Here is a 22,225-nt window from a genome sequence, read left to right as displayed (position 1 = left end):
CGCTGATCACGAGTAACCTGCCATTCGACGAATGGACCGAAACCTTCGGCACCGAGCGCCTGACCGGCGCCCTCCTCGACAGGCTGACGCACCACGTCAACATCGTCGAGATGAACGGTGAGAGCTATCGTTTGGCGCAAAGCCGTGCGCTCAAACCCGCCAAACCACTCTGATCCCACCCGCGAGGGCTTGGCCCTGAAGGGCCAAGGCGGCCGGGAAGCCGCCAGCTATCTGGAGAGCGCGGCTGCCCGGCCGCAGCCCACTGGCACACGTCACGCCCAAATCCGAAGTGGCCGACTTTTGCGCCGCCCGGTGGCCGGATTTTGCTCCGCCGTTGACAGCCACCGCGAAAAGCGCGTCGCCATATCGGCGCGGTTGCCCGGCGGGGACCTGATCCGGACGCTCGACACGGACGACAGGCCGGTGCCCCTGCCACCGGAGGGCCTGCTGCTGTCGCGGCAGCTGGCCGATCAGCTCGGCGTCCGTGTCGGCGATCCCGTGCTGGTCGAGGTCACAGAGGGACGGACGGCGCGTTTCGAGGTCCCGGTCGCGGCCGTGACCACGCAGTACCTCGGCCTCGGCGCATACATGGACCTCGACGCGCTCTCCGCCCAGCTGGGCGAGGCGCCGCGGGTAACGGCGCTGAACCTTGCGCTGGACCAGAACGCGTTGTCCGAGTACCGCGCCGCCGTGAAGGATCTGCCCACGCTCGCCTCGGCCATTCTGATGACGGACATGCGGGACAGCTTCCGGACGACGATTCGCGAAAACATCCGCCGCAACACGGTGGTCTTCGTCACGATCGCCGTGCTGATCACGGCAGGGGTCTCCTATAACGGCGCGCGTATCCAGCTTTCCGAACGGGCCCGCGAACTGGCCAGCCTGCGCGTCCTTGGCTTCACGCGGACCGAGGTTTCGTCGATCCTGATGGGCGAGACGGCCGTGCTGGCCGTCGCCGCCCAACCGCTGGGCTGGGCGATCGGTGCCATAATCGCCTGGGCGATGGTGGCGGGCTTCGACAGCGATCTGTACCGGATCCCGCTCGTCCTGGCGCCATCGAACTTCGCCACGGCGAGCCTTGTCGCCCTCGCCGCTGTCGCGGTGGCCGCGCTCCTGGTGCGGCGGCGGCTCGATCACGCGGACCTCGTGGAAGTCCTCAAGACACGGGAATGAACGGATGCACCGAGGCACACGCCTTCTCATCATCGCTGCGATCGGGATGTTGATCGTCGTTTCGCTGGCCTGGACCGCCTTTCGCCCCGCACCGGTGCCGGTCGAGGTCGCCGAGGTTGCGCGGGGCCCGATGGAAGTCACCGTGGACGTGGACGGCGTCACGCGCATCCGGGAAGTGTGGGAGGTCTCGGCGCCGATCTCTGGCACGGCACTGCGGTCTCCGGTGCGGGAGGGCGACCGGGTGATCGCCGACGAGACACTGGTGGCCGTGGTGGAACCCGTGGCGCCGTCGCTGCTCGACGCGCGCGCCCGCAGCCAGGCCCAGGCCGCTGTCCACGAGGCGCAGGCGGCACTCGCGGTCGCGGAGAGCGAATTGCGCCAGGCCGAGGAGGACCTGGCCTACGCCCAGGGCAACTACGACCGGACACAGGCGCTGGTCGAGCGCGGAGTCGCGTCCATCGTGCGGATGGAGGAGGCCGCACAGGCTCTCAAGGCGGGCGAGGCGGCGCGGGACGCAGCGTCCTCCGCCCTCGAGATGGCGCAGGGCACCCTGGAACGGGCAGAGGCCGCGCTTATCGGTCCCGAGGCAGGTGACGAGGATGCCGACGCGTGCTGCGTTCGCATCCTCGCCCCTGCAGATGGTGTCGTCCTATCCATCGGCCGGGTGAGCGAGCGGCCGGTCACGGCCGGGGAACGGCTGCTCGCGATCGGCGATCCGACCGACCTGGAAATCGTGGCCGATCCGCTTTCCCGCGACGCCGTCCGCATCCCCGACGGCGCCCGCGCCCGGATCGAACGCTGGGGCGGTGCCGGGCAGCTTGATGCGCGGCTCCGGCGGATCGAGCCGTCGGCTTACACGGAAGTCTCCGCGCTCGGGATCGAGGAACAGCGGGTCGAGGCCATCTTCGACCTTCAAGACGCGCCTGCGGAGCGGGCGGGCCTCGGCGACGGCTATTCGGTGCGCTTGCATATCATCGTGTGGGAGGCCCCCGACGCCCTGCGCGTGCCGCTCGGCGCGCTCTTTCGGCGGGGTGACGAGTGGGCGGTCTTCGCCGTTCGGGACGGACACGCGGTTCTCACGCCGGTCGAGCTCGGCCAGCGCAATGACCGGATCGCGCAGGTCCTCGGAGGCCTGGAGAACGGCGACCTCGTCATCGTCCACCCCGGCGAGGAAGTATCGGACGGAAGCCTCGTGGATCCGGTCGATGCGACCTGAGACCCCCGGTGAAGGGGTATCGCTTTCCTTATTTAATGGACTGAAGATGGTGCGGCCAAGGCCTCGTCATATTCTTCCCGGGTTCCCCGGGTAGCTTCTCCAGTTTGCCGGAATGGGAGCAGCTCTGCCTCGACCTGGCCCGTTGACCCTTTCCGGCGGTTTGCGCGATCCGGCAGCTTCCCCGCAGAACCTCGCACTCAGCAGATATCGGCGCAATCTTCCAAGGATGATGCTTGCGGCGGTGCCGGTGCAGCCGGTCGTTAAGCGCCGGTCTGTGCGTGATCAGCAAAAGAGTTGACCAAGGGTCAGCCAGTTTGCAACCTGCAATCCTAGGAGTTCGCCCTCTTTTATGGGCGCAGGGAGGATTGATATGAAAGCGTTTTACACGACCGTGGCAGCGGTCGCGCTGTCGACTGGTGCCGCCACTGCACAGACGGCCGAGTTGCCGGACAATCTTGAGAAGCTTCAGAATTTTCAGTCGACGGGCGTTCGGGATTTTGGAAGGGTTGAGCAGGAAAGCGACTATGCCGAGGGCATTCGTCGCACCCTGGAGAATGTTACCCTGCCCGAAGGGTTCAACATCGAGCTATACGCCGTCGTGCCCGACGCGCGCCACATGGCCGTGGGGCCGCAGGGCGTCGTTACCTTCGTCGGGACACGCAAGGACAAGGTCTGGTCCGTCACCGACCGCAACAAGGACCGCGTGGCCGACGAGGTGAAGGATCTGGCGCCGTCGATCCAGTTCACCATTCCCAACGGCGTCTGCTTCAGCCCCGACGGCATGCTCTACGTCGTGGAGCAGAACCGCGTGCTGGTGCTGCCGGCGGCGGAGTTCTTCTACGAGAGCCCGGACGTCGCCGTGGGTCAGGTGGTGCCGCAGGGCGAACTGATCCCGGCCAGCGAAGAATCGTTCAACCACTCCGCGCGGGTCTGCGCCGTGGGGCCGGACGGCAAGCTCTACATCTCGCTCGGGCAGCCCTTCAACGTGCCGCCGAAGGAGAAGATGGACCTCTACAACGAGCACGGAATCGGCGGCATCATCCGCATGAACCAGGACGGCACCGAACGCGAGGTCTACACCCGCGGCATCCGCAACTCCGTCGGCCACGACTTCCACCCCGAGACGGGCGAGCTGTGGTTCACGGACAACCAGGTCGACGGCATGGGCGACGACATCCCGCCGGGCGAGATCAACCGCCAGACCGCCATGGGCCAGAACTTCGGCTTCCCGTGGTACGGCGGCGGCGACGTGCGCACCAACGAGTACATGGACGAGGAGATCCCGGCCGACGTCGTCATGCCAGCGGTCGAAACCGTGGCTCACGCGGCGGACCTCGGCATGGACTTCTACGAGGGGAACATGTTCCCGCCCGAGTACCGCAACGCCATCTTCTCGGCCCAGCACGGGTCGTGGAACCGGACCGAGCCGGTGGGCGCGCGGGTCATGGTCACGACGATCGACGACGAAGGGAACGCCTCGACCCGGCCCTTCGCCGAGGGATGGCTGACCGAGAATGGCGAATACTTGGGCCGCCCGGTGGATGTCGAAGAGCTGCCGGATGGCTCGATCCTCGTCTCCGACGACCTCGCCGGTGCGCTCTACCGCATCAGCTACGGCGAATGAGAGCCGCTTTGACACGTGCCGCCGGCGGGGTTCTCCTCGCCGGTGCGGCCGCCGCGCAGGATTTGCCGCCGGGCGACCCGGAGGCCGGTCGCCGCATCGCCGGGCAGTGCCGGACCTGTCACGGCATCGACGGCTACGCGCAGATCCCGATCGCACCGCATATTGGCGGAGAGCCCGCGGGCTATCTGGCCGACCAACTTCTCGCCTTCCGCGAGGGACGGCGCGAGCACGAGATGATGAGCGTGGTCGCGGCAAACCTTTCCGATCAGCAGATCGCGGACGTCGCCGCATGGTATGCCGCGCACGAAGCCGTCGCGACGCTGGCGGCCGACCCGGCGGACGCGCCGCAGCCTTGCGTCGCCTGTCACCGTGCCGACGGCATCGGCGTGACCGAGGACGTGCCCAATCTTGCCGCCGAATCGAACATCTACATCGAAACGCAACTCAAGGCGTTCCGCTCCGGCAAGCGTGTCCACGAGGTCATGAGCCCGATCGCTGCGGATCTCTCCGACGCGGAAATCCGTGAGTTCGCGGACTGGTACAATGACATCGCGCTCGACATTCAGCCCATGGAGTGAGCCCGCGCCGCGCATCAGGTTCTGCAGGCATGCAGCCAGGACTGGCTTCTGGCCGGTGCGACCCGCGGCGAAGGAGAGTATGAGAAGCCGACACACACCATCAGACGCTGCGCGCGAAAGGACGCAAGTGTCGCACGCGGCGTCAGAGCCGCCTGTGATCGGGGCAGACGTGAGCCGCCGTGACCGCGAGCATGCAGAGCGCCGCTCAGCCCGGTTCGCCGTCTTGAAGTCGTGGACCGACACAGACTCGATCGCGGCAGATCAGCCGGTCCGATGAAGTCTTCTAATCCGCTTCCCCCGAGAACTGCCGGTACACTTCCTTCAGCAGCCGCCTGAGCTCGTTCCCCTTTCCGTCGGGCAGGCGGCTCAGCAGCGCTGCCTCGTGCTCGGCCGCACGCTGGACCATCTCCTCGGCCAAGATACGGCCGTCTCCGGTCAGGTGCACCCGAACGCGGCGGCGGTCCAAGGCGTCGCTGCGCCGCTCCACGAGGCCGCGGGCATCCATCTGGTCGATGATGCGCGTCAGGCGGGACTGCTCCATCAGCGCAAGCCCGGCGAGCCGCGTCACCATCTGTCCGTCCTCGTCGTGCAGGCAGGCCAGCACACGCCATTCCGGCACCCGTAGCCCGTGTTCGCGCACCGTGGCGTGAAACTCCGCGCTCGCCGCTGCGCTCGTGGAGGCCAGGAGAAACAGCAGGTAATTGGGAAGGAAAGGCTGCTTCTCGGCGTCCTCCTCCAGATCCTTCAGGTGGGGCGGGCGATCCATCTTCATCACATTGAGTTCGGCACAAACAGAACGAGGGCGGGAACCGCTATCAGCAGCAACAACCGAAGGATGTCAACGAAGACGAAAGGCAGGACGCCGGCGAAGACACGCTGCAGAGGGATATCCGGCGCCACGATGCGCATGACGAACACGTTCATTCCGATGGGCGGCGTGATGTAGCTGAGCTCGGTCGCCACGACGACGAACACGCCGAACCAGATCAGATCGAAGCCCAGGTCGGCGACGATGGGAAACAGCACCGGCACGGTCAGCAGGATCATCGACAGGCTTTCCAGCAGGCAGCCCAGCACCAGGAACAGCACGATGATCATCAGGATGACCGGGATGCGCCCGACGCCGAGCGCCATGATCCAGTCGCGCAAATCGCTCGTCAGGCCGGACAGGTTGACGTAATTCAGGAAATAGAGCGCCCCGAACAGAATGAAGAACATCACTGCGGTCGTTTTGGCGGTGTCGAATAATGTCACCAGCGTGTTGCGCCACGTGAGTTGCCGGCGCAGTGCGGTGATCAGGATCGCGCCGCCCGCGCCCATGCCCGCGGCCTCGGTCGCGGTGAATACGCCGAGGTAGATGCCTCCGAGGACCCAGACGAAGAGAACCAGCGCGCCGGCCACGCCTTTCGTCGCGCGCAGGCGGTCCCGCAGCGACAGCTTCTCCATCGTTTCCAGATTCTCGGGATGCACCGCGAGCGACAGGCGCACCGCACCGATGTAAAAGAGCACGCCGATCAGGCCGGGAACGAGACCGGCGAGGAACAGCTTGCCGATGTCCTGCTGGGTGAGGATGCCGTAGATCACCAGGATTACCGACGGCGGAATCAAGATTCCAAGCGTCCCACCGGCGGCCACCGAAGCGGCAGCGAGCCGGTCGGAATAGCCGTAGCGCCGCATCGCGGGCAGGCTTATGCGGCCCATGGTTGCCGTTGTGGCCAACGACGAGCCGCAGACCGACGAAAAGCCGCCGCAGGCCACGATGGTCGCCATCGCCAGGCCGCCCTTGCGGTGGCGCAGCCAGGCATTCGCAGCATCGTATAGCTCGGACGCGATGCCGGACTGCACGATGAAGTTGCCCATCAGCAGGAACAGCGGAACCACCGACAGGGTATAGCTGCGCCCGCTGTCGAAGTAGATCTGTCCCAGCATCGCCAGTGCAGGGTCGAGTCCGATTATGCTGATCACGCCGATCAGCCCGATACCCGAGAGCGCGAAGGCGATGGGAACGCCCGCGAAGATGAGACCCAGAAGAAGGGCCAGCCCGATCGGCCAATCCATGTCAGATGTCCTCGGAAACGCCCTTGGGCAGGCACATCACGGCCATCGCGAACACGATGAGCGCGGACGCACCGCACAGCGCGCTTGCGGCCTTGGCCACGGGGGAAAGGGAAAAGCGGAGGTAGATGGTCGTCTCGCCGTAGGAGCCGAGGCGGGTGCCGTGCTCCCACAACTGCCAAGAGACGATGGCGAGCATCAGCGCGACGACCAGCCGGCCGGCCATGGTCTGGATCTCGGCCGCGCGCCCTTCAAGCTGCGCCGTGAACAGGTCAACCGTGATGTGCCCGTCGTCGAGGCATATCGCCGGGAGGCCCGCGAACACGATGGCCATCACCAGCAACTCCGTCATCTCGGACGCGCCGGGCAGGGGGCTCGAGAAGAAGTAGCGGCCCAGCACGTCCACGAGCGTGACACCGGTCAACGCGAGAAGGAGGACGCCGGTGAGCACCGCAGTGATCCGACGGAAGGTTTGGCGCAGGGCGCGCACGCGGCGCCCTGCTCCGGTCTTGTCGTGGGTCATTCAGAAGCGACCTTCGCCGTTTCGTCCTGAAGCATCTGCAGCGCCGCGTCGAAATCGACGCCCTTCGCCTCGACCTTTTCGCGCACGGCGTCGTAGATGGCCTGCGCCTCGGCGCGGATCTCCTCCATCTCGGCATCGGTCGCGTCATGGAACTCAACGGTGTCCCTGATGGCCTCGAGCCCCGCGGCGTCGGCGTTGTCCCAAGCCTGACCGGCCATGCGCACGAGAGGCTCGCCCGAGACGCTGTCGATGGCCGCCTTGTTCTCCTCCGACAGTTCGTTCCAGGTGCCCTCGTTCATCACGAAGAAGAACGACACGTTGTAAAGGCCGCCGGGGACGCGCAGTCCCTTTTCGATGATGGAGTCGAGCTTGAAGAACGGGATCGACTCATAGGGGAAGAAGATGCCGTCGGCCACGCCGCCCGAAAGCAGCTCGTACGTCTGCGGGGCGGGGGCCTGAAGCGGCACCATGCCCATCTCCTCGGCCAGTTGATTGGTGACGGCTCCGGCCACGCGGACCTTCGCACCCTCCAGCGCATCAAGCGGCGTGACGTCGCCGCCGGTGGTGAACAGGTGGCCGGGTCCGTGGCCCCAGAGCGCCAGCACCTTCACGCCCTCGTGCTCGTTCTGCTCTGCCAGCATGTTCTCGTGGAGCCGCCAGAGGCCGACCGAGAGCGCCTCGGCACTGGGGGTCAGGAACGGAAGTTCGGCAATGTCGGTCAGAGCGAAGCGGCCGGGCGTGTAGCCGTGAACCCCGAAGGTGACGTCGGCGGCACCAGTGGCGGCAAGGTCGAAGTGCGCGGGCGGCGGGCCCAGCGGGGCGTCGAGGATCTGCACCTCGACCCGGCCCTCGGTGGCTTCCTCGACCTGCTCGGCCCACGGCTGCACGATGTCTTTCACGATGGGGTGGGACGGCGGCAGCCAGTTCGACACCCGCAGCGTGGTCTCCTGCGCGGCGGCCGCGGCGGTCAGCGCGGTGAGCGCGAGCGCACTTGTGGCGAGGGTCGTTGCGATTCGCTTCATTATTTCGCTCCCTGTTGCGATCTTTTGCCGCGAGCCTAAGCGCATGCGTTCCGGCCTGACAAGAAAAACATGAAATTACATCTTTTCAGACTTAAACCTTGACGGCAGTTTGTATGATATTTCATGGTTTCGGCGTCGGAACCGCTCCGGCGCTGGATCAACGGGAGGCGGAATGGCGTCAATCGAACTCAGGGTGGTCCGCGTGGAATCACCGGCCGAGCGCATCCGTTCGGTCGTGCTGGTGCCCGCGAACGGAGCGGCGCTGCCGGGCTATACCGCCGGCGCGCACATGGAGATACACCTGCCCGACGGCGCGACACGGCCCTACAGCCTGATCGACTTCGACGGCGACTGCGCCGCACCCGCCGCCTATCGCTTCGGCGTGCGGCTGGAGGAGGAGAGCCGCGGCGGCTCGCGTTTCATGCACGGGCTCAAGGAGGGTGATACCGTCACCGCCGACGTGCCGAAGAACGACTTTCCGCTGGCCGACGGCGATGCCCCGGCGGTGCTGATCGCGGGCGGCATCGGGGTCACGCCGATCATTTCGATGGCCACTGCTCTGAAGGATGCCGGGCGGAATTACGCGCTGCACTATGCCATGCGCGACCGCTCCGCCGCCGCCTTCACCGATCGCCTGGACGAGATTCACGGCGAGCGGCTGAGCCTGCACTTCGACGACGAGGCCGGCGGACCGCTGGACCTGAAGGCGATCATCGGGGCGGCCGATCCGAACGCGCACCTCTACGTCTGCGGTCCGAAGCCGATGATCGAGGCCGCGCGGCAGGTGGCCGAGGCGGCGGGCTTCCCGAACGACCGCATCCACTTCGAACTGTTCGACGCCCCCGCCGACCAGGAGGGCGACACGGCTTTCGAGGTCGAGGTCGCCTCGACCGGCAAGGTCTATACCATCCCGCCGGGCAAGAGCATCATCGACGTGCTCGAAGAGGCGGGCGAGGACCTGATCTATGACTGCCAGCGCGGCGACTGCGGCATCTGCCAGACCGACGTGCTGGAGGGGGAACCGGACCACCGCGACGTGGTGCTCTCGGACGCCGAGCGCGCCAGCGGCAAGGTCATGCAGATCTGCGTGAGCCGCGCCAAGTCGGCGCGCCTGAAGCTCGACCTGTGAGGGAGGACAGGAGAAATGACCCGATACGCCACCCGCAGCGCCGTCGAGGCGCTGGTGACACCCTTTCAGGTGCATCGCGACGTGTATATCGACCCCGAGGTCTATCGGCTCGAGATGGACCACCTGTTCGCCAACACCTGGGTCTATGTCGGCCACGACAGCCAGGTGCCGAACAAGGGCGATTACTACACCACGCAGATCGGCGACCAGCCGGTGATCATGGTCCGGCATTCGGACGGCGAGGTGAAGGTCCTCTACAACCGCTGCCCCCACAAGGGCACCAAGATCGCCATCGACCGCACGGGCAACACCGGCAAGTTCTTCCGCTGCCCCTATCACGCCTGGTCGTTCAAGACCGACGGCTGCCTCCTGGCGATCCCGCTGAAGAAGGGCTACGAGGGCACGGGCCTCGACAAGACCGAAAGCGGCAAGGGCATGAAGGCCGTGGGCGCGGTGAAGAACTACCGCGGTTTCGTCTTCGCGCGGCTCAACGAAGAAGGCATCGGCTTCGAAGAGTTCTTCGGCGGCTCGCTCAGCTCGCTCGACAACATGGTGGACCGCTCGCCCGCCGGGCGGCTCGAGGTGGCGGGGCAGCCGCTGCGCTACATGCACCGCTGCAACTGGAAGATGCTGGTCGAGAACCAGACCGACACCTGCCATCCGATGGTCGCGCACGAAAGCTCGGCCGGGACGGCGGTGAAGATCTGGGAGGAGATGGGCCACGACGCCGATGCGCCCAAGCCGGCCGCGATGCAGATCATCGCGCCGTTCATGTCGCCTTACGAGTTCTTCGAGGAAATGGGCATCCGTACCTGGCCCAACGGCCACGGGCACACCGGCGTGCACCACTCGATCCACTCGGACTACTCCGAGATCCCGGGCTACTTCGACCAGATGAAGGAGGCCTACGGCGAGGAGCGGGCGAAGGAGATCCTGGGCGAGAACCGGCACAACACGGTCTATTTCCCGAACATCATGATCAAGGGCCCGATCCAGCAGCTTCGGAACTTCATCCCGCTGGGCCCGGACAAGACGCTGGTGGAAAGCTGGATCTTCCGGCTGGTGGACGCGCCCGAGCAACTCGTTGCCCGCACGGCGATGTACAATCGCATGATCAACGCCCCCACCTCGATCGTCGGTCACGACGACCTCGAGATGTACGAGCGCGCGCAGGAGGGTCTGGCCGCCGACGGGCTGGAATGGGTCAACGTGCAGCGGCTTTACGACGAGGGCGAGGACCTGGAGCAGGAGGCGGTCGAGAACGGCACGACCGAGCGCCAGATGCGCAACCAGTTTCACGCATGGGTGAAGTTCATGACGGCCACGATGCCCGAAAACCTGGAGGCCGCGGAATGAGCACGCCGAGCAAGGACGACCTGATCGACTTCCTGTACGAGGAGGTCCGCATGCTGGACGAGGGCCGCTTTGACGAGTGGCTCACGCTCTGGACCGAGGACGGCATGTACTGGATGCCGCTCGACTACAAGCAGCAGGACCCGATCCACGAGACGTCGCTGATGTACGAGGACCAGTTCATGCTGCGCCTGCGGGTCGAGCGGCTGAATGGCGCCCGCACCTTCAGTCAAAAGCCCAAGAGCCGCTGTCACCACGTGATCCAGCGCCCCTACGTGGACGAGATGGACCACGACGCCGGGCGCTACGTCACGACGACGCAGATGCATTACGTCGAAACCCGGCTCGACGAACAGTTCCTGCTGGCGCTCAGCGCCCGGCACGACCTGGTGCTGCGAGATGGCAAGCTGAAGATCGCGCAGAAGCGGGTGGACATCCTCAACTGCGACGCGGCCTTCGGCAACATCCAGCTTCTGCCATGAGGCCCGTGGACCTGAACACCGTCCACGCCGCCTTCGCCGAGGCGGCGCGGCGCTGGCCCGACCGCCCCATCCTGAACGTCCTGCCCGAGACGGCGGCGATCTACGGAACGGAGCCGGGCGAAATGGGCTACGGGCAAGCCGCCGAGCGGGTGGAGACACTGCGCGCCGCGTTCGAGGCGGCGGGCTACCGCGCCGGGCAGCGCGTGATGCTGCTGCTCGAGAACCGGCCGGACTTCTTCCTGCACTGGCTGGCGCTGAACGCGCTCGGTCTGTCGGTCGTCCCGGTGAACCCGGATCTGCGCGCCGCCGAACTGGAATACATGGCGGCCCATGCCGAACCCGCGCTCGCCATCGCGATCCCCCCGCGGGTCGAGGAGTTGCGCGCCGCCGGGCAGGCGGCCGGGTTGACGCTGCCGGTCTGCGCGCCGGGCGAGCCTCTGCCGCAGGCGCAGGGCGGTCCGGTGTTCGACTCGGACGGGCCGGACGCCGCGCGCGAGGCGGCGATGCTCTACACCTCGGGGACGACGGGGCGGCCCAAGGGCTGCGTGCTGTCGAACACCTATTTCCTCGAGGCCGGACGCTGGTACGCGAACGCCGGCGGCGTCTGCGCCCTGAACGAGGACGGCGAGCGGATGCTCACGCCGCTGCCGATCTTCCACATGAACGCCATGGCCTATTCCTTCATGGCGATGATCGCCGTGGGGGGCTGTCTGACCGCGCTCGACCGCTTCCACCCGCGCAGCTGGTGGGCATCTGTCCGCGAAAGTGGCGCGACCTGCCTGCATTACCTGGGCGTCATGCCGTCGATGCTGATGGGTGCGCCCGAGGCGCCGTCGGACCGCGCGCACGCCGTCCGCTTCGGCTTCGGCGCAGGCGTCGATCCGAAGCTGCACGCCGCGTTCGAGCGCCGCTTCGGCTTCCCGCTGATGGAAGCCTGGGCGATGACCGAAACCGGCGCGGGCTCGGTGATCGCCGCGAACCACGAGCCGCGCCGCGTGGGCCAGGCCTGCTTCGGCCGTCCGGGGCCAGAGCTGGACGTCCGCGTTGTCGATGACGCCGGGCAGGACGTGGCCCCCGGCACGCCGGGCGAGCTGCTGGTGCGCCATGCGGGCGACGACCCGCGCCAAGGGTTCTTCACCGAGTACTGGAAGAACCCCGAGGAGACCGCGAAGGTCTGGCAGGGCGGCTGGTTCCACACCGGCGACGTGGTGCGGCAGGAGCCGTCGGGCGACATGGTCTTCGTGGACCGCAAGAAGAACGTCATCCGCCGCTCGGGCGAGAACATCGCCGCCGTCGAGGTCGAGTCCGTCCTGATGCGCCACCCGGCGATCAAGGCCGCGGGTGTCGCCGCCGTGCCGGACGAGGTGCGGGGCGACGAGGTGTTCGCCTGCCTCAAGGTCGAGACGCCGTCCGAGGGGCTGGCGCGCGAGATCGTGGACTGGGCGCTTGGCCAGATCGCCTATTACAAGGTGCCGGGCTACGTCGCCTTCGTGCAGGACCTGCCGCTGACGGCGACCAACAAGATCCAGCGCGCGGCGCTCAAGGCGCTGGCGGCCGAGCTTCTGGACGACCCGGCGACAGTGGACACCCGCAGTCTCAAGAAACGGCAGGCGGCATGAGCCGAAGGCAAGCCTATGACGGCGTCGTCCTCGCCGCGCCGCACAGCGTGCCGTACGAGCGGTATTCGACTGAAACCGCCCATCACTGGCTGGCGCGCGGCCTGAAGGGAACGCTCGATGCGGCGGGGCTGAGTAAGGAGCAGATCGACGGCTTCTCGGTCGCCAGCTTCACGCTGTTTCCCGACACGCCGGTCGGGCTGACCCAGCACCTGGGCCTTAGCCCGCGCTGGCTCGACTCGATCCCGATGGGCGGGGCGAGCGGCGTGGTGGCGGTGCGGCGCGCGGCGCGGGCGGTGCAGGCGGGGGACGCCGACATCGTGGCTTGCGTGGCGGGCGATACCAACCAGATCGACAGTTTCCGCAAGCTGCTCTCCAGCTTTTCGCGCTTCGCGATGGATGCGGCGTACCCCTATGGCTACGGCGGCCCGAACGCGATGTTCGCGCTGCTGACCGACCGATACATGCAGGAGTACGGCGCAGCCCGCGAAGACTTCGGCCGCATCTGCGTGGCGCAGCGCGACAATGCGCTGAGATACCCGCACGCGCTGATGAAGAAGCCGCTGACGATGAAGGATTATCTGAACGCGCGCCCCATCTCGGACCCGATCGCGCTGTTCGACTGCGTGATGCCCTGCGCCGGGGCCGAGGCATTCCTGGTGATGCGCGAGGACGAGGCGGTGCGCCGGAACCTTCCCTTCGCCCGCATTTCCGCGACCACCGAGCGGCACAACGCGTTTCCCGACGACCCGATCCAGCTGCGCGGCGGTTGGGCGGTGGACGTGGACGAGCTTTGGCAGATGGCGGGCTGCGCGCCGCGGGACATGGACCTTGTGCAGACCTATGACGACTATCCCGTGATCTCGATGATGCAGTTCGAGGACCTCGGCTTCTGCGGCAAGGGCGAGGCGCCGGCCTTCCTGCGCGAGCGTGACCTGAAAGTGACGGGCGACCTGCCGCACAACACCTCGGGCGGGCAGCTGTCTGCCGGTCAGGCGGGGGCCGGGGGCGGATTCCTCGGTTTGGTCGAAGCGCTGCGGCAGGTGACGGGGCAAGCCGGTCCGACGCAGGTGCGAGGCGCGAAGCGCGCGCTGGTGTCCGGCTTCGGCATGATCAACTACGACCGCGGCCTCTGCTCGGGCGCGGCGGTCATCACCGGAGGCGACGCATGACCGATCCGCTCTCGCCGCCGCCGAAGAAGAACCCGCAGAAGGCGCAGCGCGTCCCGACGCTGCCGCCGGGCATCCGCAGCCGTGCGGCGATGGGGCTGACCGCCGCCGCCGCGGAGGGACGCTTCATGCTCCAGCACTGCGCCGAGTGCGGCACGGTCCAGTACCCGCCGCGCGACGCCTGCTGTTCCTGCCTGTCCACGAAGCTCCCGTGGCGCGACACCGATCCGAGCGGCGAGCTCATCGCCGTCACCGTCGTGCGCGCCTCACCCAACCTCTATTTCCGCGACCGGACGCCCTGGCGCACCGGCACCGTGCGGCTGGCAGCCGGCCCGTCCGTCGTCTGCCACGTGCATGGCGACTGCGAGAAGGGCGCCGAGGTGCGGCTGATCAACCGGCTGGACCGCGCCGGGCAGGGGGTGCTGATGGCGCTGCCGAAGGAGGGGACACCGAACATGGCCGACGATCCCGAACTCCGCGAACTGACGGCGGATCCGAAGCACCGCCGCGTGCTGATCACCGACGCCCGGCAGGACAACGCCCCGGCGCTGGCCCGCGCGCTGCTCGACGCGGGCGCGGCGCAGGTCTTCGTGGGCGAAGCCGAAGGCTGGCGGCCCTATCCGCAGCGCGCGAAGCTGGCGGCGATGGAGCACGTCACGCTCCTGCCGCTCGACGTGACCGACACGACCTCGGTGAAGGAACTGGCGGGCGAGATCGGCGGCAAGACCGACATCCTGATCAACAACGCCCGCTTCGTCCGCCCCGGCGGCCTGTTCGAGCGGGGCGACACGACCTTCGCGCGCGAGGAGATGGAGGTGAACTACCTCGGTCTCATGCGGCTGGCGCAGGCCTTCGGCCCGGCGATGCGGTCGCGCGGCGCGGACGGTGTGAACAACGCGGTGGCCTGGGTGAACCTGCTGTCGGTCCACGCGCTGTCGAACGACCCCGCCTATGGCTCCTTCGCGGCGTCGAACGCGGCAGCGCTGTCGCTGTCCCAGGCGCTTCGGGCCGAGCTTCGGCCGGGCGGCGTGCGGGTGATGAACGTCTTTTCCGGGCCGACCGAGGACGACTGGCACCAGGCGGTTCCGCCGCCGAAGGTCACGCCGAACGCGGTGGCCCGCGCGGTCGTCGCCGGGCTTCGCGACGGGTTGGAGGAGGTCTGGTGCGGCGACGTCGCGCGCGATCTGGTCGAGCGCTGGCGGCAGAATCCGAAGGTGCTGGAACGCGAACTGACGGGGGGCGAGGGATGAGCGTGCTGACGGATCTCGCCGCCGCGCTGGCGGGCGGCGCGGTCGAGGTGGTGGACCTGACCCACACGCTCGACCCCGATTTCCCGGTGATCGTCCTGCCGCCCGAGTTCGGGCAATGCGCGCGTTTCCGGATGGAGGAGGTCTCGGCCTACGATCACCGTGGCCCGTCGTGGAAGTGGCACAACATCTCCATGTCCGAGCACACGGGCACCCATTTCGACGCGCCGGTGCACTGGGTCTCGGGCCGCGACGTGGCGAACGGCGCGGTGGACGAGATCCCGCCCGAGGCCTTCGTCGGCCCGGTCTGCGTCATCGACTGCTCGGAGGGCGCGGCCGAGGACGAGGATTTCGAACTGACGGTCGAGGCGATCGAGGCGTGGGAGGCCGGGCACGGCCCCATCCCCGCCGACGCCTGGGTGCTGATGCGCACCGACTGGTCGAAGCGGTCGGGGGCGGAGTACCTCAACATGCGCGAGGACGGGGCGCATTCGCCGGGGCCGACGCCCGACGCGATCCGCTTCCTGATCGAAGAGCGCCACATCCGCGGCTTCGGAACCGAGACGGTGGGCACCGACGCGGGGCAGGGGATGCACTACTCGCCCCCGTTCCCGGCGCACTACTACCTGCACGGGGCGGGGAAGTACGGTCTGCAATGCCTCAAGGGGCTGGACCGGCTACCGGCGACCGGCGCGATCCTGATGGCCGCGCCGCTGAAGATCAGAAACGGCACGGGCAGCCCGCTTCGGGTGCTGGCCCTGGTGCCGAAGGAGGGGGCATGAGCGATTACACCGCCGTCATCACCGGCGGCAACAAGGGCATCGGCGCGGACCTGGCGCAGCGGCTGCTCGAGCAGGGATATACCGTGGTGAGCATCGCCCGTCACGCGCCCGACTTCACGCACGAGCGGCTGGAGCACGTCGCCTGCGACCTGCTCGACCCCGCCGCGGTCGAGGCCGCCGCGAAGCAGATCGCCGGCCGCCACGAGGTCACGCACCTGGTCCACAACGCCGGCGTCATCTGGCCCAACCTCGTTGAGGAGGCGAAGCCGGAGGACATTACCGGCCTTGCCCAACTCCACCTCGGCTCGGCGCTGACGCTGTTGCAGGCGTTTCTGCCCGCGATGAAGAAGCGGCAGTTCGGACGGGTGATGTTCAACTCCTCCCGCGCGGCGCTGGGGGCGGCGACGCGTACGGCCTATGGCGCGTCGAAGGCCGGGATGATCGGCATGGCGAGGACCTGGGCGCTGGAGTTGGCGAAGCACGGGATCACCGTGAACGTCGTCGCGCCGGGGCCGATCCTGACCGACAACTTCTGGGGCATCGTGCCGAAAGGCAGCGAACAGGAAGCCGACCTCGCCAAACGCATTCCCGTCGGGCGGCTCGGACGAGCAGACGACGTATCCCGCGCCTTCCTGTTCTTCTGTGATCCGCAGAACGGCTTCGTCACGGGCCAGACGCTTTACGTCTGCGGTGGCGCGAGTGTCGGAACCCTCGCAATCTGAAGTCTCTCGTCGGACGACGGATGCAGGCGGAAGACGCTGTAGGCGCAGAACGCCAGACGCACCGGACGGCTCTGTCAGGCATTGCCACCGCAGGCCCCGATCTCCCAGATCTGGCAGGGCCCTCAATGTCAGTGCCAACCCGGCGCCGCGCGTCGCGTCACTCCTCGTAGATTTTCGTTACCGGTGTCTCACCGGCACGGACAAACCCGCGATACATGCCTTCACAGTTGAAGGGCAGGGCGATGTTGCCTTCGGCGTCCACCGCGATGACGCCGCCCGAGCCGTCGTTGGGCGCGAGGTCGTTCATCACCACGTGGCGCGCCGCCGCCTCCAGCGTCTCGCTGGCGTATCGCATGCGCGCAGCGATCTCCGCGCCGGCGGTCCAGCGGATGAAGATCTCGCCGTGGCCGGTGCCCGAGACGGCGCAGGTCGCGTTGTCGGCATAAGTGCCCGCGCCGATCACGGGCGTGTCGCCCACGCGGCCGGGCGCCTTGGCGGTCATCCCGCCGGTCGAGGTCGCGGCGGCGAGATTGCCTCGAAAGTCCCGCGCCACCGCGCCGACGGTGCCGTGCTTGCGTGCGGGGTCGTCGTCCACCTCGCCCGCCTCGCGCATCCGAAGCGTCTCTTGCAGGGTGTCCCAGCGGGCCTGGGTGAAGAAGTAGTCCGCGTCCTCGAACGGCAGTCCGGCGTCGCGCGCGACCGCCAGCGCGTTCGGGCCGACCAGGCAGACGTGTTCAGTCCGCTCCATCACCGCGCGGGCTGCGCGGACGGGGTTGCGGGGCCCGAAGATGCCGGCGACGGCGCCGGCGCGGCGGTCGCGGCCGTCCATCATGGCGGCGTCCATCTCCTGCTTGCCTTCCGAGGTGTAGACGGCACCGCGCCCGGCGTTGAACAGCGGCTCGTCCTCCAGCGCACAGACTGCCGCGGTCACGGCGTCAAGCGCCGCACCGCCGTCGCGCAGCACCGCCTCGCCCGCGTCGAGCGCGCGGCGCAGGCCGGCGTGATAGGCGGCTTCCTTCTCGGGCGTCATCGTCGATTTCAGGATGGTCCCGGCGCCGCCGTGGATGGCGAGGGAATAGGTCATCGCGGTCCTTTCAGCCCGGCCTGCTCGGCGCAGTAGCGGGCGATGTCGGCATGGGTCGCGATCCAGCAATCGCCGGTCGCGGTTATGTGGTCGAGCAGTTCCTCAAGGATGAAGATCCGCGAGCGGTAACCGGTGATGTGCGGATGCATGGTCAGCAGGAACAGCCCGCCTTCCTCACGCGCCCCGTCAAATTCGCGGCGGAAGATGTCGAGCACGTCAGTGGGCGGCGTATAGGGCCGCTGCGCGCCGAAGCGGTTCATCATGAAGTAGACTGCGTCGTCGCGAATCCATTCGACCGGAAGCTCGACGATCCCTGTCTCTTCACCGTGGTCGAGGATCTCATAGGGGTCGTCGTCCGAGAACAACGAGCTGTCGTACAGCAGGCCCATCTCGCGCGCGATCTTCAGCGTCGCGCCGCTATAGTCCCACGACGGCGTGCGCATCCCCACCGGGCGAACGCCCGCGATCTGCTCCAACGTATCGGCGGCGCGGAGCATCAGGTTCCGCTCGGCCTGCGCCGGCACCTGCGTGTTGCGTTCGTGTATCCAGCCGTGCAGCCCGATCTCGTGCCCGTCGTTGGCCAGCGAGCGCTGCTCCTCGGGGTGCAGAAGCGCCGAAACGGCCGGGACGAAGAAGCTCGCCTTGGCGCCGAAGCGGTCCAGCACCTTGCGGATGCGCGGGATGCCGCGGCGGCTGCCGTATTCGCCCCAGCCAAGCCGCGCGATGGACGTCGCGCCGTCGCGTAGCTCGTTCGTCTCGTGGTCGCTGTCGAAGCTCAGCGCGACGGCGCAGCGCGCGCCGTTCGGCCAGCGGTCGGGCAACAGGCTGCGGCCCGCGCGCACCTGCTCGACGAGGCCCCGCCAGGTGCCCTCGTCCCACTCCCACGGGTCGCTCATGCGTGTCCTCCGTCGACGGACAGGATCTGCCCGCTGATCCAGCCCGCGCGGTCGGAGGCCAGGAAGACGACCGCGTCGGCGATGTCCTCGGCCCGGCCCAGCCGGCGCATGTGGATGTTCTGCACCACGGCGTTCTGGCGTTCTTCGCCGAACGCCTGCCACTGCTTCTCGGTCGAGGGGTTCGACAGCACGAAACCCGGCGCGACCGAGTTCACCGTGACCCCGTACGGCCCGAGTTCGAGCGCCAGCTGCTTGGTTAGACCCACCAGCGCATGCTTGGCCGAGGCATAGGCCTGTATGCCCGTCAGGCTGGGCCGCAGCCCCGCGCCCGAGGAAATCGTCACGATCCGCCCCGACCCGTGCGCCTTCATCCCCGGCGCGACGGCCTGCGCGCACCACATGGCGGCGTCCACGTTCGCCTGGAAGATCGCGCGCCAGTCGTCCTCGCCGATCTCCTCGACCGGGCGGCCCACCTGTCCGCGCACGCCACCGGCGGAGGTCACCAGACCGTCTATCCGGCCATGCCGCTCCAGCACCTCGGCGATGGCGGCATGCGCGCCGTCGCGGGTGCCAAGATCGGCGGCGTGGCAGGTGATGCCCTTTGATCGCAGCGGCGCCATGCCGTCCGCGTCGACGTCGATGGCCGCAACGGTCGCGCCGGCCTCGCTTAGCGCACGCGCGATGGACGCGCCAATGCCCTGCGCCGCACCGGTGACGGCGTAGACCTGTCCGTCGAACCTCAGGCGCATAGCGGCACCATCAGGTCGACAAGGTCCCTCGACTGCTCGCGCCGCCCTTCCTCGATATCGTGGATCAGCTCGACCATGCGGGCGAGCGTCGGCGTCTCCACGCCCAGCTCGCGCCCGAGTTCGACCATCACGCCAATCTGCGCGTCCACCTCGGTCTTGCGCTTGCGCACGGCGAGGTCGCGCCAGATGCCCGAATGCGTCTTGGCCGTCTTGCGGTTGTGCGCCACCATCAGTTCGAGCGAGGCGTCCATCCCGGGTTCGTCGGCGGCCCGGAATGCCGCGGGGTCAAACCCGTTAAATCCCAGAGGTTGCACATCCTGCGCGGCGGCGAGGCGCATCACCTCGTGCCCCAGCGTCCGGTAAACCGCCCGGTGCTCGGGCCGCGCCATGGCGTCGGACATGGAATCGGGCGTCAGTGCCGTGCAGAACAAGAGCGCGCCATACCCCATCTTGCCCCAGAGGTAGCCCCAGATGTTGTCGGTCGCGACGGCGTCCGGCTCGACCAGCGACAGCAGGGCGTGCACCTCGGCCACCCGGTCCGTCATCCGGCCGTCGAGTTCGCCCACCGCCACCGCCGCGCGGTTGCCGTAAAGGATGCGGCCCGGCTCCAGCCAGTCGGCGCCGAAGTTGACGAAGCAGCCGACGGTGTTGTCCGCGCCCATGCGGGCGGCGATGGTGCGCTCGTTCAGCCCGTTCTGCGCCGAGACGACGTAGCCGCCGGGCGCGAGGTGCGGGATAAGCATATCAAGCGCGCGCTCGGTATGGTGGGCCTTCACGGCCAGGAACACGCGGTCGTACTGGCCGTCCAGCTCTGCCGGTACACTGGCCGGCAGGACCTGGGTGAACTCCTCGACCGGGCCCTCGATCCGCAGGCCGCCGGTGCGCATCGCCTCGACGTGTTCGGGCACGATGTCGACCATGTGCACGGCGTGGCCGGCGCGGGCGAAGTATGCGCCGAGCACGCCGCCGATGGCGCCCGCGCCCCAGATCAGGATCGGGCGCTCGCTCATGCCCAGTCGCCTTCGAGCAGCTCGCGCGTTTCCTCGACGGCGGTGGACCAGAGCCGGTCGGTGTCGGCGTCGGGCTTCTGGTAGACGCCGCCGTAGTTCCCGTCGCCGATCAGCTCGCGCACGGCGGCGGCGTTGCGGTCGCGCAGCTTGTCGAAGGGCACGAAGGGTTTCTGTTCGTCCGGCAGATCGCGGCCGGGCAGGCGCGTCCAAGGGAAGTTCTCCATCCAGCTGGCATGGCTGGCGACCGGGTCGATCTCTTGCACGCAGGCCCAGGTCTTCGGCGCGCGCCACCAGTCGTGGAAGCGGCAGCGGGCGCCCGGATTGGCCTCCATCCACTCCATCGTTACCGGCTGCACCGGGCTGTTGCCACCGTGGCCGTTGACGATCAGCACCCGGCGGAAGCCGGTGGCGTAGAGGCTGTCGAGGATGTCGCGCACCAGCGCGGCATAGGTCGAAAGCTTCAGCGTGACGGAGCCGGGGAAGCCCATGAAGTACGGCGTCAGCCCGTAGGGCACCGCCGGAAACACCGGCACGCCCAGCGGTTCGGCAGCGTCCGCGCCAACCTTCTCGGACAGGATCGAGTCGACCGAGAGGCTGAGATAGGCGTGCTGTTCGGTACTGCCCAGCGGCAGCACGCAGCGGTCGTCGGTCCTGAGGTACTCCTCGATCTCGAACCAGTTACTATCGGTAATCCTCACGTCGCGGGTTCCTTCGTGTCAGCAAGTCGGGTGCGGCAGGTCTCGATCGCAGGCAGAAGTTCGCTGCGAACGGCTTGAACATCCGGGGTGTGGCGATATTCGCACGCTGTCTGATCGGGGCGCAGACCCTCGGTCAGGTATTCGGAGCCGGTGGCGTAGATCAGCACGTCGGCCCGCGCGATCGCGGCGTCGGTGCCGGGCTCGTCGCGCACGATCATCGTCAGGTCGGCCACGTGCGGGGCGAAGCGCTGGATGCCGGTCTTCATGATGGCGACGAAGCCGGGGAAATAGGAGTACGCCACCACCCGCGCGTCCGGCGGGATCGAGGCGAGCGCCACGCGCGTCGCCTCGTTCGGGATGAGCGTCAGGCCGGCGATGGCGGTGCCGGGACACAGCTCGCGCAGGCGCGGGAGCAGCGTGCGGGGCGCGACGATCAGGTCCACGTCGCGCGGCGGGGCCTCGGCAACCTCGCTCAGCGTGGCGGCCGCCAGCGTGTCGTGCTGGCGCAGGTGGGGGCGCAACTCCGCGGCGTAGGACTCGGTCGCGTCGTGGAAGTTGCCCACCATCAGGATCCGGACGTTTCGGCGCTTTTGCGCGGTGCTCATCGACACGCGCATCGCCAGTTCGGCGGGGCTCAGGCCGCATTCCCGGCCCAGGGTCACCAGTTCCGCGATACGGTCCTCCAGTTCGCGCAGCTTCGGCGCCGGGGCGCTGGCGGCGCTGCTGCTCACGAAGGTCCCGTTGCCGACGCGCCCCTCGATGTGGCCTGCTTCCTGCAGCGCGGAATACACGTGGCTGACGGTGACGGGCGAGATCTTCAGCCGCCCCGCGAGTGCGCGTACCGAGGGCAGCCGCGCGCCGGCAGGCAACTCGCCCGAAGCGATTCCGAATTCGAGCGCACCGCGCAACTGGACCGACAACGACACCGACGACGCCCGGTCGATGGCCCCGGCGATGCGCTCTACCGCCTGTTCGAGTTCCGCCTGTTTTTCGCTCATGATGTGACAATGTCGCAAAACACTTGGCCTGCCAAGCACAATATATGGAAGAATATTCCCGCTGCTACGCGATAGGTGTAACGAAAATGTCTTGACCGC

At 67.8% G+C, this 22,225-nt stretch carries 23 protein-coding genes; 13 read left to right on the top strand and 10 right to left on the bottom strand.

From position 1 onward, the window contains the following. The 5 genes from BM162_RS18265 to BM162_RS18245 form a co-directional block, all read left to right on the top strand. Window positions 1-173 (top strand): ATP-binding protein (locus BM162_RS18265; RefSeq protein WP_177215247.1); only part of this gene is annotated, 173 nt, incomplete at its 5' end. 250 nt (window positions 174-423) lie between these two features. After that, entirely contained in the window at window positions 424-1,173 is a 750-nt protein-coding gene (locus BM162_RS18260) for an ABC transporter permease (protein ID WP_245759334.1), read from the top strand. Window positions 1,174-1,177: 4 nt separating this feature from the next. Then, window positions 1,178-2,389, top strand: coding sequence for an efflux RND transporter periplasmic adaptor subunit (locus tag BM162_RS18255; protein ID WP_093424900.1), 1,212 nt, complete (start codon window positions 1,178-1,180; stop codon window positions 2,387-2,389). Window positions 2,390-2,759: 370 nt separating this feature from the next. Then, on the top strand, window positions 2,760-4,013 hold the full coding sequence (locus tag BM162_RS18250) for a PQQ-dependent sugar dehydrogenase (protein WP_093424899.1): 1,254 nt from the start codon (window positions 2,760-2,762) through the stop codon (window positions 4,011-4,013). After that, a complete protein-coding gene (locus BM162_RS18245) occupies window positions 4,010-4,591 on the top strand; it encodes a c-type cytochrome (RefSeq protein WP_093424897.1) in 582 nt (193 codons plus the stop codon). Before BM162_RS18250 ends, BM162_RS18245 begins: the two co-directional genes overlap by 4 nt. A 283-nt stretch (window positions 4,592-4,874) precedes the next feature. Here BM162_RS18245 and BM162_RS18240 read toward each other — a convergent pair whose 3' ends face one another. Genes BM162_RS18240 through BM162_RS18225 form a run of 4 tightly spaced genes read right to left on the bottom strand, consistent with a single transcriptional unit; the run spans window position 4,875 to window position 8,191 of the window. Then, the gene (locus BM162_RS18240) at window positions 4,875-5,357 is read right to left on the bottom strand and encodes a MarR family winged helix-turn-helix transcriptional regulator (RefSeq protein WP_093424904.1); all 483 of its coding nucleotides are present in this window, start codon (window positions 5,355-5,357) and stop codon (window positions 4,875-4,877) included. A 5-nt stretch (window positions 5,358-5,362) separates the two neighbouring features. Then, complete coding sequence (locus BM162_RS18235) at window positions 5,363-6,649, bottom strand: TRAP transporter large permease (protein ID WP_093424896.1); 1,287 nt, start codon at window positions 6,647-6,649, stop codon at window positions 5,363-5,365. 1 nt (window position 6,650) lies between these two features. Beyond that, the gene (locus BM162_RS18230) at window positions 6,651-7,169 is read right to left on the bottom strand and encodes a TRAP transporter small permease (protein ID WP_093424894.1); all 519 of its coding nucleotides are present in this window, start codon (window positions 7,167-7,169) and stop codon (window positions 6,651-6,653) included. Beyond that, a complete protein-coding gene (locus BM162_RS18225; RefSeq protein WP_093424893.1) occupies window positions 7,166-8,191 on the bottom strand; it encodes a TRAP transporter substrate-binding protein in 1,026 nt (341 codons plus the stop codon). Before BM162_RS18225 ends, BM162_RS18230 begins: the two co-directional genes overlap by 4 nt. Window positions 8,192-8,363: 172 nt before the next feature. On the opposite strand from BM162_RS18225, the gene BM162_RS18220 reads away from it, so the two are divergent. From BM162_RS18220 to BM162_RS18185, 8 genes are read left to right on the top strand one after another with little or no spacing between them, the layout of a single operon-like run. Continuing rightward, a complete protein-coding gene (locus BM162_RS18220) occupies window positions 8,364-9,320 on the top strand; it encodes a PDR/VanB family oxidoreductase (RefSeq protein WP_093424891.1) in 957 nt (318 codons plus the stop codon). Window positions 9,321-9,335: 15 nt separating this feature from the next. Continuing rightward, entirely contained in the window at window positions 9,336-10,676 is a 1,341-nt protein-coding gene (locus BM162_RS18215) for an aromatic ring-hydroxylating dioxygenase subunit alpha (RefSeq protein WP_093424890.1), read from the top strand. Continuing rightward, window positions 10,673-11,155 (top strand): aromatic-ring-hydroxylating dioxygenase subunit beta, encoded by a 483-nt coding sequence (locus tag BM162_RS18210; RefSeq protein ID WP_093424888.1) that lies wholly within the window; start codon window positions 10,673-10,675, stop codon window positions 11,153-11,155. The genes BM162_RS18215 and BM162_RS18210 overlap by 4 nt, the downstream gene beginning before the upstream one ends. After that, window positions 11,152-12,774: an AMP-binding protein gene (locus BM162_RS18205; protein WP_093424887.1), complete on the top strand. Its 1,623-nt coding sequence runs from the start codon at window positions 11,152-11,154 to the stop codon at window positions 12,772-12,774. Before BM162_RS18210 ends, BM162_RS18205 begins: the two co-directional genes overlap by 4 nt. Continuing rightward, window positions 12,771-13,943 (top strand): thiolase family protein, encoded by a 1,173-nt coding sequence (locus tag BM162_RS18200; protein WP_093424885.1) that lies wholly within the window; start codon window positions 12,771-12,773, stop codon window positions 13,941-13,943. The genes BM162_RS18205 and BM162_RS18200 overlap by 4 nt, the downstream gene beginning before the upstream one ends. Beyond that, window positions 13,940-15,190 (top strand): SDR family NAD(P)-dependent oxidoreductase, encoded by a 1,251-nt coding sequence (locus BM162_RS18195; protein WP_093424884.1) that lies wholly within the window; start codon window positions 13,940-13,942, stop codon window positions 15,188-15,190. Before BM162_RS18200 ends, BM162_RS18195 begins: the two co-directional genes overlap by 4 nt. Next, entirely contained in the window at window positions 15,187-15,969 is a 783-nt protein-coding gene (locus BM162_RS18190) for a cyclase family protein (RefSeq protein WP_093424883.1), read from the top strand. The genes BM162_RS18195 and BM162_RS18190 overlap by 4 nt, the downstream gene beginning before the upstream one ends. Then, window positions 15,966-16,691 carry an SDR family NAD(P)-dependent oxidoreductase gene (locus tag BM162_RS18185; RefSeq protein ID WP_093424881.1) on the top strand — a complete coding sequence of 242 codons (726 nt, stop codon included), beginning with the start codon at window positions 15,966-15,968 and terminating at the stop codon, window positions 16,689-16,691. Before BM162_RS18190 ends, BM162_RS18185 begins: the two co-directional genes overlap by 4 nt. Before the next feature lie 157 nt (window positions 16,692-16,848). Here the strand turns inward: BM162_RS18185 and BM162_RS18180 are convergent, their stop codons facing one another. From BM162_RS18180 to BM162_RS18155, 6 genes are read right to left on the bottom strand one after another with little or no spacing between them, the layout of a single operon-like run. Then, window positions 16,849-17,775: an isoaspartyl peptidase/L-asparaginase family protein gene (locus tag BM162_RS18180; protein WP_093424880.1), complete on the bottom strand. Its 927-nt coding sequence runs from the start codon at window positions 17,773-17,775 to the stop codon at window positions 16,849-16,851. Beyond that, window positions 17,772-18,671 carry a polysaccharide deacetylase family protein gene (locus tag BM162_RS18175; RefSeq protein WP_093424878.1) on the bottom strand — a complete coding sequence of 300 codons (900 nt, stop codon included), beginning with the start codon at window positions 18,669-18,671 and terminating at the stop codon, window positions 17,772-17,774. Before BM162_RS18175 ends, BM162_RS18180 begins: the two co-directional genes overlap by 4 nt. Beyond that, window positions 18,668-19,420, bottom strand: coding sequence for an SDR family NAD(P)-dependent oxidoreductase (locus BM162_RS18170; protein ID WP_093424877.1), 753 nt, complete (start codon window positions 19,418-19,420; stop codon window positions 18,668-18,670). Before BM162_RS18170 ends, BM162_RS18175 begins: the two co-directional genes overlap by 4 nt. Then, window positions 19,411-20,430 carry a ketopantoate reductase family protein gene (locus BM162_RS18165; protein ID WP_093424875.1) on the bottom strand — a complete coding sequence of 340 codons (1,020 nt, stop codon included), beginning with the start codon at window positions 20,428-20,430 and terminating at the stop codon, window positions 19,411-19,413. Before BM162_RS18165 ends, BM162_RS18170 begins: the two co-directional genes overlap by 10 nt. Continuing rightward, window positions 20,427-21,128, bottom strand: coding sequence for a creatininase family protein (locus tag BM162_RS18160; protein ID WP_093424874.1), 702 nt, complete (start codon window positions 21,126-21,128; stop codon window positions 20,427-20,429). Before BM162_RS18160 ends, BM162_RS18165 begins: the two co-directional genes overlap by 4 nt. Further along, complete coding sequence (locus BM162_RS18155; RefSeq protein WP_093424872.1) at window positions 21,125-22,126, bottom strand: GntR family transcriptional regulator; 1,002 nt, start codon at window positions 22,124-22,126, stop codon at window positions 21,125-21,127. Before BM162_RS18155 ends, BM162_RS18160 begins: the two co-directional genes overlap by 4 nt. Window positions 22,127-22,225: the final 99 nt, after the last annotated feature.

It is taken from the genome of Tranquillimonas alkanivorans (genome assembly GCF_900115595.1).
Classification (GTDB): domain Bacteria; phylum Pseudomonadota; class Alphaproteobacteria; order Rhodobacterales; family Rhodobacteraceae; genus Tranquillimonas; species Tranquillimonas alkanivorans.
This window is presented reverse-complemented; position numbering and strand designations above follow the sequence as displayed.

What these genes read in the sequence shown, in the direction of transcription:
- BM162_RS18255 (WP_093424900.1), top strand. Translation starts at nt 1,178, where the DNA reads ATGCACCGAGGCACACGCCTTCTCATCATCGCTGCGATCGGGATGTTG.
- BM162_RS18250 (WP_093424899.1), top strand. Translation starts at nt 2,760, where the DNA reads ATGAAAGCGTTTTACACGACCGTGGCAGCGGTCGCGCTGTCGACTGGT.
- BM162_RS18245 (WP_093424897.1), top strand. Translation starts at nt 4,010, where the DNA reads ATGAGAGCCGCTTTGACACGTGCCGCCGGCGGGGTTCTCCTCGCCGGT.
- BM162_RS18240 (WP_093424904.1), bottom strand. Translation starts at nt 5,357, where the DNA reads ATGGATCGCCCGCCCCACCTGAAGGATCTGGAGGAGGACGCCGAGAAG.
- BM162_RS18235 (WP_093424896.1), bottom strand. Translation starts at nt 6,649, where the DNA reads ATGGATTGGCCGATCGGGCTGGCCCTTCTTCTGGGTCTCATCTTCGCG.
- BM162_RS18230 (WP_093424894.1), bottom strand. Translation starts at nt 7,169, where the DNA reads ATGACCCACGACAAGACCGGAGCAGGGCGCCGCGTGCGCGCCCTGCGC.
- BM162_RS18225 (WP_093424893.1), bottom strand. Translation starts at nt 8,191, where the DNA reads ATGAAGCGAATCGCAACGACCCTCGCCACAAGTGCGCTCGCGCTCACC.
- BM162_RS18220 (WP_093424891.1), top strand. Translation starts at nt 8,364, where the DNA reads ATGGCGTCAATCGAACTCAGGGTGGTCCGCGTGGAATCACCGGCCGAG.
- BM162_RS18215 (WP_093424890.1), top strand. Translation starts at nt 9,336, where the DNA reads ATGACCCGATACGCCACCCGCAGCGCCGTCGAGGCGCTGGTGACACCC.
- BM162_RS18210 (WP_093424888.1), top strand. Translation starts at nt 10,673, where the DNA reads ATGAGCACGCCGAGCAAGGACGACCTGATCGACTTCCTGTACGAGGAG.
- BM162_RS18205 (WP_093424887.1), top strand. Translation starts at nt 11,152, where the DNA reads ATGAGGCCCGTGGACCTGAACACCGTCCACGCCGCCTTCGCCGAGGCG.
- BM162_RS18200 (WP_093424885.1), top strand. Translation starts at nt 12,771, where the DNA reads ATGAGCCGAAGGCAAGCCTATGACGGCGTCGTCCTCGCCGCGCCGCAC.
- BM162_RS18195 (WP_093424884.1), top strand. Translation starts at nt 13,940, where the DNA reads ATGACCGATCCGCTCTCGCCGCCGCCGAAGAAGAACCCGCAGAAGGCG.
- BM162_RS18190 (WP_093424883.1), top strand. Translation starts at nt 15,187, where the DNA reads ATGAGCGTGCTGACGGATCTCGCCGCCGCGCTGGCGGGCGGCGCGGTC.
- BM162_RS18185 (WP_093424881.1), top strand. Translation starts at nt 15,966, where the DNA reads ATGAGCGATTACACCGCCGTCATCACCGGCGGCAACAAGGGCATCGGC.
- BM162_RS18180 (WP_093424880.1), bottom strand. Translation starts at nt 17,775, where the DNA reads ATGACCTATTCCCTCGCCATCCACGGCGGCGCCGGGACCATCCTGAAA.
- BM162_RS18175 (WP_093424878.1), bottom strand. Translation starts at nt 18,671, where the DNA reads ATGAGCGACCCGTGGGAGTGGGACGAGGGCACCTGGCGGGGCCTCGTC.
- BM162_RS18170 (WP_093424877.1), bottom strand. Translation starts at nt 19,420, where the DNA reads ATGCGCCTGAGGTTCGACGGACAGGTCTACGCCGTCACCGGTGCGGCG.
- BM162_RS18165 (WP_093424875.1), bottom strand. Translation starts at nt 20,430, where the DNA reads ATGAGCGAGCGCCCGATCCTGATCTGGGGCGCGGGCGCCATCGGCGGC.
- BM162_RS18155 (WP_093424872.1), bottom strand. Translation starts at nt 22,126, where the DNA reads ATGAGCGAAAAACAGGCGGAACTCGAACAGGCGGTAGAGCGCATCGCC.